The sequence below is a fragment of the Streptomyces sp. WAC 06738 genome (assembly GCF_003945505.1).
GTDB lineage: Bacteria > Actinomycetota > Actinomycetes > Streptomycetales > Streptomycetaceae > Streptomyces.
On sequence record NZ_CP029618.1, the window covers coordinates 6,793,867 to 6,807,092 of the forward strand.

12 protein-coding genes are annotated in these 13,226 nt (G+C 75.3%); 7 read left to right on the forward strand and 5 right to left on the reverse strand.

Features of this window, described 5'->3' with window-relative positions; all coding sequences use genetic code 11:
- Positions 1–31 precede the first annotated feature (31 nt).
- Both DMB38_RS29655 and DMB38_RS29660 read right to left on the reverse strand, forming a co-directional pair.
- Positions 32–256 (reverse strand): DUF397 domain-containing protein, encoded by a 225-nt coding sequence (locus DMB38_RS29655; RefSeq protein ID WP_125937717.1) that lies wholly within the window; start codon positions 254–256, stop codon positions 32–34.
- A 286-nt stretch (positions 257–542) separates the two neighbouring features.
- Positions 543–1,304, reverse strand: a complete 762-nt coding sequence (locus tag DMB38_RS29660; RefSeq protein WP_240662537.1) for a trypsin-like serine protease — start codon at positions 1,302–1,304, stop codon at positions 543–545.
- 216 nt (positions 1,305–1,520) lie between these two features.
- On the opposite strand from DMB38_RS29660, the gene DMB38_RS29665 reads away from it, so the two are divergent.
- The 3 genes from DMB38_RS29665 to DMB38_RS29675 all read left to right on the forward strand — a co-directional run bounded on the left by DMB38_RS29665 (position 1,521) and on the right by DMB38_RS29675 (position 4,509).
- Positions 1,521–2,111 (forward strand): 3'-5' exonuclease, encoded by a 591-nt coding sequence (locus DMB38_RS29665; protein ID WP_125937718.1) that lies wholly within the window; start codon positions 1,521–1,523, stop codon positions 2,109–2,111.
- A gap of 189 nt (positions 2,112–2,300) precedes the next feature.
- Positions 2,301–3,602 (forward strand): SAV2148 family HEPN domain-containing protein, encoded by a 1,302-nt coding sequence (locus tag DMB38_RS29670; protein WP_240662772.1) that lies wholly within the window; start codon positions 2,301–2,303, stop codon positions 3,600–3,602.
- A 157-nt stretch (positions 3,603–3,759) separates the two neighbouring features.
- Positions 3,760–4,509: an exonuclease domain-containing protein gene (locus DMB38_RS29675; RefSeq protein ID WP_125937719.1), complete on the forward strand. Its 750-nt coding sequence runs from the start codon at positions 3,760–3,762 to the stop codon at positions 4,507–4,509.
- 205 nt (positions 4,510–4,714) lie between these two features.
- Here the strand turns inward: DMB38_RS29675 and erm are convergent, their stop codons facing one another.
- The gene (gene erm / locus DMB38_RS29680) at positions 4,715–5,614 is read right to left on the reverse strand and encodes an ErmE/ErmH/ErmO/ErmR family 23S rRNA (adenine(2058)-N(6))-methyltransferase (protein ID WP_125937720.1); all 900 of its coding nucleotides are present in this window, start codon (positions 5,612–5,614) and stop codon (positions 4,715–4,717) included.
- 450 nt (positions 5,615–6,064) lie between these two features.
- Here erm and DMB38_RS29685 point away from each other — a divergent pair, with 450 nt between their 5' ends.
- Together DMB38_RS29685 and DMB38_RS29690 are read left to right on the forward strand one after the other, a co-directional pair.
- Positions 6,065–6,826: a nucleotidyltransferase domain-containing protein gene (locus tag DMB38_RS29685; RefSeq protein WP_125937721.1), complete on the forward strand. Its 762-nt coding sequence runs from the start codon at positions 6,065–6,067 to the stop codon at positions 6,824–6,826.
- A gap of 69 nt (positions 6,827–6,895) precedes the next feature.
- Positions 6,896–8,161, forward strand: coding sequence for an MFS transporter (locus DMB38_RS29690; protein WP_125937722.1), 1,266 nt, complete (start codon positions 6,896–6,898; stop codon positions 8,159–8,161).
- Between the two features lie 111 nt (positions 8,162–8,272).
- On the opposite strand, the gene DMB38_RS29695 is transcribed toward DMB38_RS29690, so the two are convergent.
- Positions 8,273–10,168, reverse strand: a complete 1,896-nt coding sequence (locus DMB38_RS29695; protein WP_047018682.1) for an ABC transporter ATP-binding protein — start codon at positions 10,166–10,168, stop codon at positions 8,273–8,275.
- 201 nt (positions 10,169–10,369) lie between these two features.
- Between DMB38_RS29695 and DMB38_RS29700 the strand changes: the two genes are divergently transcribed.
- Positions 10,370–11,926, forward strand: coding sequence for a penicillin-binding transpeptidase domain-containing protein (locus tag DMB38_RS29700; RefSeq protein WP_240662538.1), 1,557 nt, complete (start codon positions 10,370–10,372; stop codon positions 11,924–11,926).
- Positions 11,927–12,049: 123 nt separating this feature from the next.
- On the opposite strand, the gene DMB38_RS29705 is transcribed toward DMB38_RS29700, so the two are convergent.
- Positions 12,050–12,586, reverse strand: coding sequence for a DUF1707 and FHA domain-containing protein (locus DMB38_RS29705; protein WP_047018684.1), 537 nt, complete (start codon positions 12,584–12,586; stop codon positions 12,050–12,052).
- A 147-nt stretch (positions 12,587–12,733) separates the two neighbouring features.
- On the opposite strand from DMB38_RS29705, the gene DMB38_RS29710 reads away from it, so the two are divergent.
- Positions 12,734–13,216, forward strand: coding sequence for an NUDIX domain-containing protein (locus DMB38_RS29710; RefSeq protein WP_125937724.1), 483 nt, complete (start codon positions 12,734–12,736; stop codon positions 13,214–13,216).
- Positions 13,217–13,226: the final 10 nt, after the last annotated feature.

A 13,226-nucleotide genomic window follows, 5' to 3' on the forward strand; every position in this document is an offset into this window, starting at 1 on the left:
CGTACGCACGCTACCTGCCGCCCGCCGTGCGCTACGCCCCGAAGTCCCCCGACTTCACGCCGTCCACGAACGCCTCCCAGGCGGTCGCGGTGAAGACCAGCGCCGGGCCGTGCGGGTCCTTGCTGTCGCGCACCGGGACCAGCGCGGGGTGGAAGCCGTCCGCGACCTCCAGGCAGGCGGTCCCCGTACGGTCGCTGTAGCTGGTCTTGCGCCACCTGGCGTCACTCAGGTCGAACCGGTCGTTCCATGCGGTCATGCCGCCCAGTCTTCCGTCCGTGACCGGAAGGCGGCAAGGGATCGCCGGTTGGACAAAGCGGCACCCCGCCGCGGCCGGGATGTCCGCGGCGGAGCACCGCGGTGGGGGTGGCCGGGGGAGGAGGTGGCCGTCCCCACGAAGGAGTCCGCCCACCCGCCCCGCGCGCAGTCAGGCGGGACAGGCGGGGCGGGCGGGCGGAGAGTGGACGGATGCGCCCGGTCCGGGCGTGCCGGCGTACGGACCGGGTGCATCCGCCCGGCTTCAGGTGCCGTGCGGCGGGTGGGCCTCAGACACCGGCGATGGACTGGATCCAGGAGCGGTACCGCGTGACGTTCGTGTACGCGGTGGTGGTCTGCCGGTCGCTGGTGGACGCGACGCCGACCTGGACGCCGTTCGCCATCATCGGACCGCCGGAGTCGCCGCCGGCCGTGATGCCGTCGCCACGCCGGGCGCAGATGGCGTTGCCGCCGTAGGCGTCGGTGCAGCCGCCGGTGACGGTGACGTTGGCGACCTTCAGGTACTGGGACTGGCAGTTGATCTCGGAGCCGCACTGCGAGGTGGCGCCCCAGCCGTAGACCTGGACGTTCTGCCCGACCGTCACGGAACCGGGCTGGCCGAGCGTGGCGTACGTGGTGGAGACGGACCGGTCGAGCCGGACCAGCGCCAGGTCGGAGGAGTGGGTGTAGGTCTGCACGCCGTTGGCGAGGGTGCCGCCGCTGGTCTGGTCGAGGCTGCCGATGCGGAAGGACAGCCCGCCGCCGCTGACGCAGTGCTTGGCGGTGAGGATCCAGGTGGGCGCGATGATTGACGCGCTGCACGTCTGGCGGCCGTTGGAGAAGAGCCGCGCGGCCCAGGGGCCGCTCTGGGCGTAGCCGCCGCCGATGATCTTCGTGGACGGCGGCCCTTCGGGCGTACGGGCCTGGGCGGCCGCGGTGACGTCGGCGGCGCCGCGGGCGGACGTGTGGTCGGCGGCGACTGCGGTGGTGCCGAAGGCGAGGGCGGCCAGCAGCGCGGCGACGAGTGTGGGGAGTGTTCTGGTTATTCGCAAGGTTCCTCGTTTCCGAAGGCACGCGGGTTCGGGTGGGCCCGCGCGTGGAGGGCCAGGGAAGTACCAGCCGTCAGGATTCCGGAAACCGGGAGTTCGCGGTAATCACAACTTCCCATAACGCGCCGCGATGGAAAGCGGCGGCGGCGCTCTCCGCGCGGGACCCGCCGCCGGAAATCGCCGCGCGGCGGGCGGGCGCCGCGTGCTTGGCTGGTCCGCATGACCACGCACCTGCTCGACCGCGTCCTCGTCGTCGACGTCGAAGCCACCTGCTGGGAGGGCCCGCCGCCGGCCGGGATGAGCCCGGAGATCATCGAGATCGGGCTCTGCGAGCTGGACGTGCGGACCGGGCAGCGGCTCTCGCGGCGGTCGGTGCTGGTACGTCCTGAGCACTCGGAGGTCGGCGACTTCTGCACCCGGCTCACCACCCTCACCCCCGAACAGGTCGCGGCCGGCGTCCCGTTCGCCGAGGCGTGCGCGCTGCTGCGGCGCGAGCACGGCGCGCGGCAGCGGGTCTGGGCGAGCTGGGGGGACTACGACCGGCGGCAGTTCGAGCGGCAGTGCGCGGCGGCGGAGGTCGCGTACCCCTTCGGCAGGCGGCACGTGAACGCCAAGACGCTCTACGCGCTCGCCCACGGGCTCGGCCGCGAGCTGGGCATGGCCGAGGCGCTGGCCCACGCGGGACAGGAGCTGGAGGGCACCCACCACCGCGGCGTGGACGACGCCTGGAACATCGCCGGGCTGCTCGCCGGCGTCCTGTGGGGCGGGCGTACCGCGACCGCCCAAGAGCCGCCCGGCGGCGGGGCGTAGGAGTCGCGAAGGGCCGCCGGAAGGTCGTCCGCGAGCCGTCCGGGGGGCACTTGGCGGTCGTCCGCGGGCCGTTGGCGGGTCGTTCGCCGCCCGCCCGGGTGACAACCGCGGAACCCGGCACGGCAGTTGGGTTACCCCTGGCTCGATCAGGATGCGCCCCGGGGATCGTGGCAGTACGCTGCCGTGATCGTGGAGCTGGGCGCGGAAGGCGGTACGGGCGTGGGTGCGGGCGGTCTTGAGCTGCCCCCGGCAGGCGGTCCCGAGGATGAGGGCCGCGGGGACGGCGGCTCGGCCGAGCCGCCACCGCCGCCCGGGACGGTGTCGCTGGCCCGGCCGATGGAGATCGGTGCGGAGATCGGCTGGGGCCAGGACGACTGGGACGAGGTACGCACCCGCGCGGCGCGCGCGGGCCGGGCGTACATCTGGCTGAACGTCGTCGAGCAGCGCCTGCGCTCCGTCGTCGCCTCGGTGCTGCGCCCCGTCTACGAGCCGGTGCACGGCGAGGACTGGGTCGTCGCCGCGGCGGGGCCCGCGGGCCAGGAGTGGGTGCAGCGGGCGGTCGCGGTGCGGGAGGTCAGCCGGCGCAAGGGCTACCTGCTGGACCCCGCCGACGACAACGTCATCAGCTTCCTGACGCTGCCGCAGTTGCGCGAGCTGATGGTGCAGCACTGGCCGTGCTTCGAGCCGTACCTCGACGACCGCCGCGACCTGGAGCTGGCGCTCGACGAACTGGAGGTCGCCCGCAACGTCGTCTCCCGCAACCGCGCACTCTCCGGCACCGTGCTGGCGCAGGCCGAGCGCGCGGCGAGCCGGCTGCTGCGCCTCCTCGGCGCCGACGACCAGCCGCCGTCGGCGGACCGGCTGCCGGTGGACGCGGTGGAGGACCTGGTCGGCGACCGGTACGCGGACGTGGTCGGCGTCCACCCCGACCGGGTCGGGCTGCAGCGCGCGCTGCCCGCGGAGGACCTCTTCGGCGGCGCCCGGCGGCTGGACGCGATCGGCATCGGGCTCAACCTCTTGGTGCAGAACTACTCGGGCCGCCGGCTGGGCCGGCTCGCCGAGGGCGGCTGCCGGATCCGGCTGCTCTTCCTCAACCCGGCGAGCAGCACGGTGCGGCGGCGGGAGCGCGAACTGGGCATGAAGCGGGGCGAGCTGGCCCGGGCGGTGGAGACGAACATCATCCACATGCGCCGCGTCCGCTCCCGGCTGCGCCCGCAGGGCGGCGGGGACGCGGCGGGGTCGTTCGAGATCCGGGTCTTCGACGAGACGCCGCGGTTCACGGCATACCTCATCGACGGCGACCGGCCGGACGGGCTCGGCGTGGTGCAGACGTACCTGCGGCGGGCGCGCGGCGCGGAGGCGCCGGCGCTGGTGCTGCGGGCGGCGCGGCGGGAGCTGGTGCACGGGGAGGGCGGCGGCGAGCCGGGGCTCTTCGAGGTGTACCGCGAGGAGTTCGAGAGCTTCTGGACGGACGCGCGCCCGGTCTCCTGACGCCCGCCGCGCGCTCGTTCACACCTCCTCCGCGCCCTTCTCCACACCCCTTGTCTACGCGCCTTGAGTGCTCCCCGGCATCCGGAATCTGAAGGTCCGGTATGTCAGTGGCGGGTGAGAGTGTGGAGTCACTGGCCACGGAGCAGGGAGGGCGCCCATGGGGTGGTACGGGGAGCTGCTGGTCGGCTTCGACCTGGAAACGACCGGGACGGACCCGGGGGAGGCGCGGATCGTCTCCGCCGCCGTCGTGGAGGCCGTTCGCGGCGTCCCGGCGCGCAGGCGGGAGTGGCTGGCCGACCCGGGTGTTCCGGTGCCGCCGGAGACGACCGCGATCCACGGGATCACCGACGAGCGGGCGACGGCCCACGGCCGTCCTGCGGCGGAGGTCGCGGACGAGGTGGCCGAGGCGCTGGCGGCGCACTGGACGCGCGGCGTGCCGGTCGTGGCGTACAACGCCACGTTCGATCTGACGCTGCTGGCAGCGGAGTTGCGCCGCCACGGGCTCGCGTCGATGCGCGAGCGGCTGGGCGGCGGGGAGGAGGGCCCGGTGATCGATCCGTACGCGATGGACCGGACGGTGGATCCGTTCCGGGAGGGCAAGAGGACGCTGGAGGCGGTCTGTGTGGAGTACGGGGTGGTGCTCGGCCGCGCGCACGACGCCGCGGAGGACGCGCTGGCGGCGGTCCGGCTGGCGGTGGCGATAGCCGAGCGGTACGGGGACGTGGCGTCGGCCGGCGCGTGGGATCTGCACCGCGGCCAGGCGGGCTGGCACGCGGAGCGGGCGGAGGGCTACCGCCAGTGGCTCGCCCGCCAGACCCGCGACGCGGCCACGGCCCCGATGCCGGGCGCGGCGACGGCGGAGCCGGTGCCGGAGAGGGGCTACGGCCCGGACGGGGCGGTGGCGTAGCGGAGGGGGAGCGGCCGGCACCGATTCCCGGGCACGGCACGGGCGTTGCGGCCCGGCCTTCGCCCGGGATGGGGCGTGACAGCGGCGTGCTCCCCGGAGGACACCGGGCAACGGCCCCCGCCCGCCTCGCGGGCGGGGGCCGGCTGCCGCGCGTTGCCGCGCTGCCGCGCGTTGCCCGGTAACCCGGGCCCGCCCGGCCCCCGGCTCAGCGCAGCGTTTCGTGGAGCGTCAGCCACTGGGCCGGGGTGGCGTAGGCCACCACGGTGGTCTTCGGGAGGTCCGCCTTGCGGAAGGCCGTCGTCAGGCGGGCCGTCGGGTAGCCCGCGCGGCGCAGGGACGCGTACAGGGTGCCGCCCGCGCCGCCGAAGCCCGTCTCGACCAGGCGGCGGTACGCCGCCTCCTCGCCCCGCGGCAGCAGCGGCTCCCCGCGGCGGTCGATCCGCAGCACCGCCGAGTCGACCCGCGGCACCGGCCGGAAGGACTCCCGCGGCACCCGCCCGCGCAGCCGCCACTCGTGCCAGGGCCAGGTGCGCACGGTCAGCAGGCTCCAACGCCCGTAGTCCCCGGTGCGCTTGCGGGCGTACTCGAGCTGGGTGACGAACGTCGCCGACTCCAGCCGCGGTGCGCGCAGGCACCAGTCGACGATCGCGGAGGTCCGCGCGTACGGGACGTTGCCCACCACCGCGAACGGCTCCCGCGGCGGCCGGGCGGTGAGGAAGTCCTGCCCCACGACGCGGACATGGGGGTGGGCGGCCAGCCGGGTGCGCAGGCCCGGGAGCAGCCGGCGGTCGATCTCGTAGGCGATCAGCTCCCGGCAGTGCGGTGCCAGGGCCTCGGTGAGCGTTCCGGTGCCGGCGCCGACCTCGATGACGAGCCCGGCGCCCGCCTCCGGCGCCGCGAGCCGCACCACGCGCCGCGCGACGGCGGGTCCTGCCAGGAAGTTCTGGGAGAGGGAGAGTGACCGGGACCGGGAGCCGCCGCCCCCAGAGCCGGTGTCCCGGCCCCCCTCCGGGGAGCCGCGGCGGCGGTTCGTCCGGGCGTTGCCGCCCGTGGTCGCGCGGGCGTCGGCGCGACGGTTCTTATCGGAGTCCGTGCGTGCGGACATGCGTCGGTGAGAGCGGGCCACAGCCTGCCGTCCTTCCGGGAAGAAGTGCGTTCCTGGACTGGCGGATGGCCCTGGCCGGGCAGCGCGACGTCGGCCCTCGGCGGGGCACGTGAACGTGGTGGGAAGAGCCCGGCGGGCGCGCTCAGCGCGCGCGGATCGCGGGGCCTGCGACGGGGTCGCTCAGCGGGAATGCCGTCCCGGGCTGCCGGTCAGGGCGCCGGGACCACGCGGTGGCGATACGGCACGAGGGAGAAGAACGCGCGCCACGAACCTGCATGGTCCCCGGCGCACACGGCCAGCGTGCCCACGGCGTCTCCCTGCCTCGGATGCACTTCCGCGACCACCCTAACCACTCGCCCGCCGCCCGTGCACCTCCGTTTCGCGGCCCCGGCCCCGCACGCTCGGTGCAGGGGCTGCTACGCTCCCGCCTGGGCCGGACCCGGGAGCGAGATGACCACCGCTGCCTTTCCCACCTCCCTGCACCGCACGGTGCTCGAGGTGGTGCTGACGGAACTGCGCGCGGACCCCGACGTCCGCGGCGTCCTGCTGTCCGGATCCCTCGCCCGCGGCACCGGACGCCCCGACTCCGATCTCGACGTGCTCGTGGTCACCGCCCTCGACCCGGTACGCCGCGCCCCCTGGCGGTCCCGCCGCCGCCCGCTGCCCGTCGACCTCGTGCCCCGCACCGCCGAGCAGTGGCGCTCCCGCTTCGCCCCGCACCGCGTCGGCGACGAGTCGTGGGGCTACGCCTTCCTCGACGGCGTCCCGCTGCACGACCCCGACGGTGCCGTGGCCGAACTCATCGCCGACGCCGCGGCGATCCACGCCGGCTACCGCACCCCCGCGCCCGTCAAGGCGCACTACGCCGAGCTCTGGACGCACGTCGTGCCCAAGATGCAGGCCGTCCGCCAGCGCGGCGACCCGGTGGAGACGGGCTGGGCGGCGGCCGTGATGACCAGCGAACTGCTCCGTACCCTCTGGGCGGCCAACGACCTGCCCAACCCCTCGCTCGACCTGGGCACCTGCCAGCGCCACCTGGACGACCTCAAGGCCCCCGCCGGCGCCACCGACCTGATGCGCGCCGTGCTGCGCGCCGCCCCGCGGGACGCGCTGCGGCTGCAGTTGGAGCTGGTCGCGGACGTCCTGCCGCTGCTGGCCGCGCGCGACGCCGCACCTCCGCCGCCGGGCGCGAAGGGCGGAGCATACCGCTAGCGGGGTGCCCGGGGCGGGACGAACGCGCTCCGTTTTTCCCCCGCCCCGGTGGCACGGCAAGCTCCCTCCATGGCATACGCATCCCCCTGGCGCGTGCCCGCCTTCCGACGGCTGTACGCCGCCACCGCCGCCGATCAGATCGGCATCCAGGTCGGCCATCTGGCCCTGCCGCTGGTGGCGCTCGGTCTCGGCGCGAGCCCCGGTCAGATCGGCCTGCTGGCCGCGCTCGGCACCTCCGCGTACCTGCTCATCGGGCTCCCCTCCGGGGTGTGGGTCGACCGGCTCGGCTGCGTGCCGGTGCTGGTGACCGCCGCCCTGGCGCGGGTCGTGCTGCTCACCGCCGTGCCGCTGGCCTGGTGGTTCGGCGCGCTCACGCTGCCGCACCTGTACGCGGCCGTGCTGCTGGCGGGCTGCGCCACGGTCTTCTTCGACGTCGCCTCGCACAGTTGCCTGCCCGCGGTGGTCGGGCGCGAGGCGCTGGTGCGGGCGAACGCCGGCGTCGTCAGCCTGTACGCGGTCGGCAGCGTCGCCGGGCGCGGGGTGGGCGGGCTGCTCGTGGAGGTGCTGACGGCGCCGGTCGCGGTCGCGGCGCAGGCCGTCAGTCACCTCGCCACGGCCGTATCGCTCACCGGCATCCGCGGCGGCACCCCGCGCCGCATCCGCCCGGCGTCGGCCGTCTCGCGCCGGCTGGCCGCCGAGATGCGCGACGGGCTGCGGCACGTGCTGGGCAGCCGCGAGCTGCGCCCGCTCGCGCTCGGCGCCGCGCTCGCCAACCTCGGGGCGCAGACCGTCAACACGATGGTCCCGGTGCTCTTCGTCCGCCAGCTCGGGCTGCCCGCCTGGCTGCTGGGCGGCTACTGGGTGCTCTGCGGCGCCGCCACCTTCGTCGGCGCCCGGCTCGCCCGGCCGCTCGCCGCCCGCCGGGGGTGCGGGTGGACGCTGGCCACCGCGGGGCTGTGCGTGGCGCCGGCGGCCCTGCTCGTGCCGCTGCTGAGCCGGCCGCCGTGGCTGTGCGTGGCGGGGGCCGCGGGGATGGCGCTGGTGTCGGTGAAGATCGGCATCGACAACGTGCTGGGGCTGAGCCTGCGGCAGGGGCTGACGCCCGACGCGCTGCTCGGCCGCATGAACGCCACCTTTCGCTTCCTGCTGATGGGTTCCGTCGCGCTGGGCTCGGCGCTGTCCGGGGTGATCGGGGAGTTCGCGGGCGTACGGGCGGCGCTGTGGACGGGGGCGGTGATCCTCGTGGTGGCGGCGCTGCCGCTGTACTTCTCGCCGGTACGCACCCGCCGCCACCTCCCGGGCGCACCCGTCCCGGAGCCGGACCCGGTCGCCTGACGCCCTCGCCACCGCCTGCCGTCCGCCGCCTGTCGCCGCGGAGCCCGCGGGTCCCGTACGCCGCGCGCCGCGCCGGTACGGGGCCCGCGCCCCGCCCCGTACGCCGCCGTCCTACGCCTCCTGCGCCACCAGCTCCCCGGCCCCGCCGTCCTCCGCGAACTGCGTGCGGTACAGCTCCTCGTACCGCCCGCCGGCCGCCAGCAGCTCCGCGTGCGTGCCCCGCTCCACGATCCGGCCCTCCTCCACCACCAGGATCTGGTCCGCGGCCCGCACCGTGGACAGCCGGTGCGCGATGACCACCGCCGTGCGCCCGGCCAGCGCCTCCGCCAGCGCCTCCTGCACCGCCGCCTCCGACGTGGAGTCCAGGTGCGCCGTGGCCTCGTCCAGCACCACCACGCGCGGCTCCGCGAGCAGCAGCCGGGCGATCGTCAGCCGCTGCCGCTCGCCCCCCGACAGCCGGTAGCCCCGCTCGCCGACGACGGTGTCCAGGCCCTCGGGCAGCGCGGCCATCAGCTCGTCCAGCCGCGCCTTGCGCAGCGCGTCCCACAGGTCGGCGTCGCTCGCGTCCGGCCGCGCCAGCAGCAGGTTCTCGCGGACCGACTCGTGGAAGAGGTGCCCGTCCTGGGTGACCATGCCCAGCGTCGCCCGCACCGAGGCGGCCGACAGGTCGCGGACGTCCACGCCGCCGAGGCGGACCGTGCCGCCGTCCGTGTCGTACAGCCGCGGGATGAGCTGCGCGATGGTCGACTTGCCCGCGCCGGAGGAGCCGACGAGGGCGACCATCCGGCCGGGCTCCGCGCGGAACGACACCCCGTGCAGCACCTGCGCGCCGGCCTTGGTGTCCAGCACGGCGACCTCCTCCAGCGAGGCCAGCGACACCTTGTCGGCGGCGGGGTAGCCGAAGTCCACGCCGTCGAACTCCACCGCCACCGGGCCCTCCGGCACCTCCCGCGCGTCCGGCTTCTCGGCGACCAGCGGCTTGAGGTCCAGCACCTCGAAGACCCGCTCGAAGCTGACGAGCGCGCTCATCACCTCCACCCGCGCCCCGGCAAGCGAGGTCAGCGGCGCGTACAGACGGGTGATGAGCAGGGCGAGGGCGACGACGGAGCCCGCATCCAGGGTGCCGCGCAGCGCGAACCAGCCGCCGAGGCCGTAGACGAGGGCGAGGGCGAGCGCGGAGACCAGGGTGAGGGCGGTGATGAAGAGGGTCTGCACCATCGCCGTGCGGATGCCGATGTCCCGTACGCGCGCCGCCCGCTCGCGGAACTCCGCCGACTCCCGCTCCGGCCGCCCGTACAGCTTGACGAGCGTGGCGCCGGCCGCCGAGAACCGCTCGGTCATCTGGGTGCCCATGGCGGCGTTGTGGCCCGCGGCCTCGCGCTGCAGCCGGGCGAGCCGGGCGCCCATGCGGCGGGCGGGCAGCACGAAGACGGGCAGCAGCACGAGCGCGAGGAGGGTGATCTGCCAGGAGAGCCGCAGCATGACGGCGAGCGTGAGCAGCAGCGTCACCAGGTTGCCGACGACGCCGGAGAGGGTGTTGCTGAACGCGCGCTGGGCGCCGAGGACGTCGTTGTTGAGCCGGCTGACGAGGGCGCCGGTGCGGGTGCGGGTGAAGAACGCGACGGGCATGCGCTGCACGTGGTCGTAGACCGCGGTGCGCAGTTGGAGGATGAGCCCTTCGCCGATACGGGCCGACAGCCACCGCGCCACCAGCCCGAACCCCGCCTCGGCGACCGCGATGGCGGCGATCAGCAGCGCCAGGGAGACGACCCGGCCGCGGTCGGCGTCGCTGACGATGGCGTCCACGACCCGGCCGGCGAGCAGTGGCGTGGCCACGGCCAGTGCCGCGGTCACCACGCTGAGCAGCAGGAACCAGTTCAGCAGGCGCCGGTGCGGCTGGGCGAACCGCCAGATCCGGCCGAGCCCGGCCCGCGACAGCGGGCGCTTGTCCCGCTGCGCGGTGACCGTACTGTGCAGCGACTGCCAGGCGGTGGCCTGCATGTCCATCGGGTTCTCCCGTCTCGTGGTGCGCGGCCGGGTGCGGCGGCCCGCCCCGTAAAGCTAGAACTTCAACCTTGGTTCAGTGCAACCGCGGAGTGTCGGAGGCCGCGGGTAGAGTCGTGGGCGGCCCGGGGGAGGGGCCTCGACGGCAGGGGGACGCGCATGCGAACCGGAGCCAAAGCAGTTTTATGCCTGGTGCTCGCCGGGATGGCCGCACTGGCCGTGTTCGGCGTCACCAGCATCTACCAGACGCTCGCCGGCGGCGACGACGGCCCCGACGTGCCGACGGGACCGCCGAGCGCCGCGGAAGTGCGCACCACCGCCCACGACTTCCTCGCCGCCTGGGCCGGCCGGCGCCCCGGCGCCGCCGCCCGGCTGACGGACTACGCCGCTAAGGCCAGGCCGGTGCTCGGGGCGTACTTCACCGACGCCCTGGTGCGGAAGGTCACGCTGGAGCCGGGCGCGGCCCGGGGCGCCACGGTGCCGTTCTCGGTGACGGCGCGGGTCGTGGCCGAGGGGCACGCGAAGACGTGGACGTACGACTCCGAGCTGACGGTCGTACGCGGCCGGACGACCGGCAAGCCGCTGGTCGACTGGGACCCCTCCGTCGTGCACCCGGCGCTGGCCGGCAACCGGCGGCTGGTGACCCGGGAGGGCGAGACCCCGCAGGTGGTCGCGGTCGACGCGGACGGCAGGACGCTGAGCGCGGAGAAGTACCCGTCGCTCGGGCCGGTCTTCGCCCAACTGCGCGAGAGGTACGCGGGGAAGCTGCGCGGTGAGCCCGGCATCGAGGTGCTCGTCGAGGAGACCGACGGTGCCCAGCGCACCACGCCGCTGCTGGGCATCTCGAAGGGCAGGCCCGCGAAGCTGCCGACGACGCTGGACGCCGGGGTGCAGCAGGCGGCGGAGGAGGCGGTACGGGACCACCGCCGGGCCTCCGTGGTGGCCGTCAGGCCCTCCACCGGAGAGATCCTCGCGATCGCCAACGCCCAGGGCGGCGGGGAGTTCAACAACGCGCTCCAGGGCGCCACGGCACCCGGTTCCACGTTCAAGATCATTACGGCGGCGGCGCTGCTCGCCGCGGGCGTCACGCCGGAGACGCCGGTGGGCTGCCCCCGCACCTACGCCCACGACCAGGGCATGACCTTCCACAACGTGGAGGGCGGCGAGATCGAGGACGCCACGTTCGCGCAGGACTTCGCGGAGTCCTGCAACACGGCGTTCGTCTCGCTCAGCGACGAACTGGCCGACGGCGAGCCGGCCGCGACCGCCCGCCGCTGGTTCGGCCTGGGCGAGGACGACTGGCAGACGGGGGTGGCGACCTTCGACGGCGCCGTACCCGTGGCCACGGGCGACGAGAAGTCCGCCGCGCTCATCGGCCAGGGCCAGGTGCAGATGAACCCCCTCACCATGGCGTCCGTCGCCGCCACCGTCGCCTCGGGCGGCTTCCGGCAGCCGGTGCTGCTTCCGCCCTCGTTCCACGACCGCGAGGTCGCCACGGCCGAGCCGCTGCCCCCGCCGGTGGCGGCGGACCTGCGGCGGATGATGGAGCTGACCGCGGCCGAGGGCACGGCCGCGGGCCTGGGCCTGGGCGCGGGGGCGGGCGCGAAGACCGGCTCGGCGGAGGTGGACGGGCAGGAGCGGCCGGACAGTTGGTTCACGGCGTACCGCGGCGACGTGGCCGCGGCGGCGGTGGTGCCGGAGGGCGGCCACGGCAGCGAGGCGGCGGGCCCGGTGGTGAGCGCGGTGCTGGCGGCGGGGTGAGCACGGGGCGCGCGGCCCCTACGGCATCGGCAGCGGGGTGGGCACGGGGACGCCCGGCCCGCACGGCACGGGCAACGGCGCGACGCGTCCGGCCCCCGCGGTCGTCCCGCCCGGGCGCCGGGGTCAGCGGGCCGTCAGCAGGTACCGGGTGTGGCCGAAGCCCAACTGGTCGCCCGGCCGCACCGGCGCCTCGCCCGTCAGCCGGCGGCCGTTGATGAACGTCCCGTTCGTCGAACCGAGGTCCCGCAGCAGCCACACCCCGCTCGCGCACCGCAGCTCCGCGTGCATCCGCGAGACGGTCTCCTCCATCAGCCGCAGCCCGTTGCGCGGATCGCGCCCTATGCGCAGCGGGAGCGTGCCCGGCGCCGGGAGCATCAGCGGCGGCAGCCGCTCCGCCTGCCACGCCTGCTTCACCCGCACCCCGAGCGACGACGCCTTGGCGACCGTGCCGAGGATCGCCCGCGTCAACCGCCCCTCGCGCGGCGGCAGATCGGCGGTGAGCGCGGCCAACTGCTCGTGGGAGTGGGCGGCGAACGCCAGGTCCACGCGGGCCAGGAACGTGTCCTGGGACAGCCGGCCCTCGGCCGCGCCGTCGCGCAGCAACTCGATCGCCCTGTCCCGCTCTTCGTCGGAGACGCGCGGGGTCCCCGCCGGGTACAGGGGGAACGAGGAAGACGTGGGGTGGTCGGAGCCTGACACCTTCGAATTGTCGGGCTGGGCGACGGCGGGTGTCCAGTACGCTTCCGTTCCCGTACGTACCCGTGACAAATGATCGACGCACCGGCCACAGCGGTTAGGCTCGGCCGCATGCGCACACCCCGCCGCGCCGCCCGCCTCGCCATCCTCGACCCGGACGGCGCGGTCTTCATGTTCCGCTACGACGACGTGGAGGCCGGCATCCACTGGGCCACCCCGGGCGGCGGCCTCGACCCCGGCGAGAGCCCGCGCGCGGGCGCGGTGCGCGAGCTGCACGAGGAGACCGGCTGGACGGACATCGTGGCCGGCGAGCTGCTGTGCACCTGGGAGCACGACTTCACCCGGCAGGGCGTGCCGGTGCGCCAGCACGAGCACATCTACCTGGCCGCCGGGCCGCGCCGCGAGCCCACCGCCGAGGCGGTCGCGCGGCACCCGGAGGACCGCATCCTCGGCTGGAAGTGGTGGTCTCCGGCGGAGGCGGCGGAGCCGTACGAGCCGCTGTGGCCGCCGCCGCTGCCCCGCCTCCTCGCCGCGCCCCGCGGCGCTCCCGTCGACCTCGGCTACCTGCCCGTCGCTCCTTCGCACCGCGCGTAGCACCGGATAC

Excerpts from the sequence above, each read along its gene's own strand:
- erm (WP_125937720.1), bottom strand. The coding sequence starts at position 5,614 with ATGTCCGCACGCACGGACTCCGATAAGAACCGTCGCGCCGACGCCCGC.
- DMB38_RS29685 (WP_125937721.1), top strand. The coding sequence starts at position 6,065 with ATGACCACCGCTGCCTTTCCCACCTCCCTGCACCGCACGGTGCTCGAG.
- DMB38_RS29700 (WP_240662538.1), top strand. The coding sequence starts at position 10,370 with ATGGCCGCACTGGCCGTGTTCGGCGTCACCAGCATCTACCAGACGCTC.
- DMB38_RS29695 (WP_047018682.1), bottom strand. The coding sequence starts at position 10,168 with ATGGACATGCAGGCCACCGCCTGGCAGTCGCTGCACAGTACGGTCACC.
- DMB38_RS29665 (WP_125937718.1), top strand. The coding sequence starts at position 1,521 with ATGACCACGCACCTGCTCGACCGCGTCCTCGTCGTCGACGTCGAAGCC.
- DMB38_RS29655 (WP_125937717.1), bottom strand. The coding sequence starts at position 256 with ATGACCGCATGGAACGACCGGTTCGACCTGAGTGACGCCAGGTGGCGC.
- DMB38_RS29710 (WP_125937724.1), top strand. The coding sequence starts at position 12,734 with ATGCGCACACCCCGCCGCGCCGCCCGCCTCGCCATCCTCGACCCGGAC.
- DMB38_RS29690 (WP_125937722.1), top strand. The coding sequence starts at position 6,896 with ATGGCATACGCATCCCCCTGGCGCGTGCCCGCCTTCCGACGGCTGTAC.
- DMB38_RS29675 (WP_125937719.1), top strand. The coding sequence starts at position 3,760 with ATGGGGTGGTACGGGGAGCTGCTGGTCGGCTTCGACCTGGAAACGACC.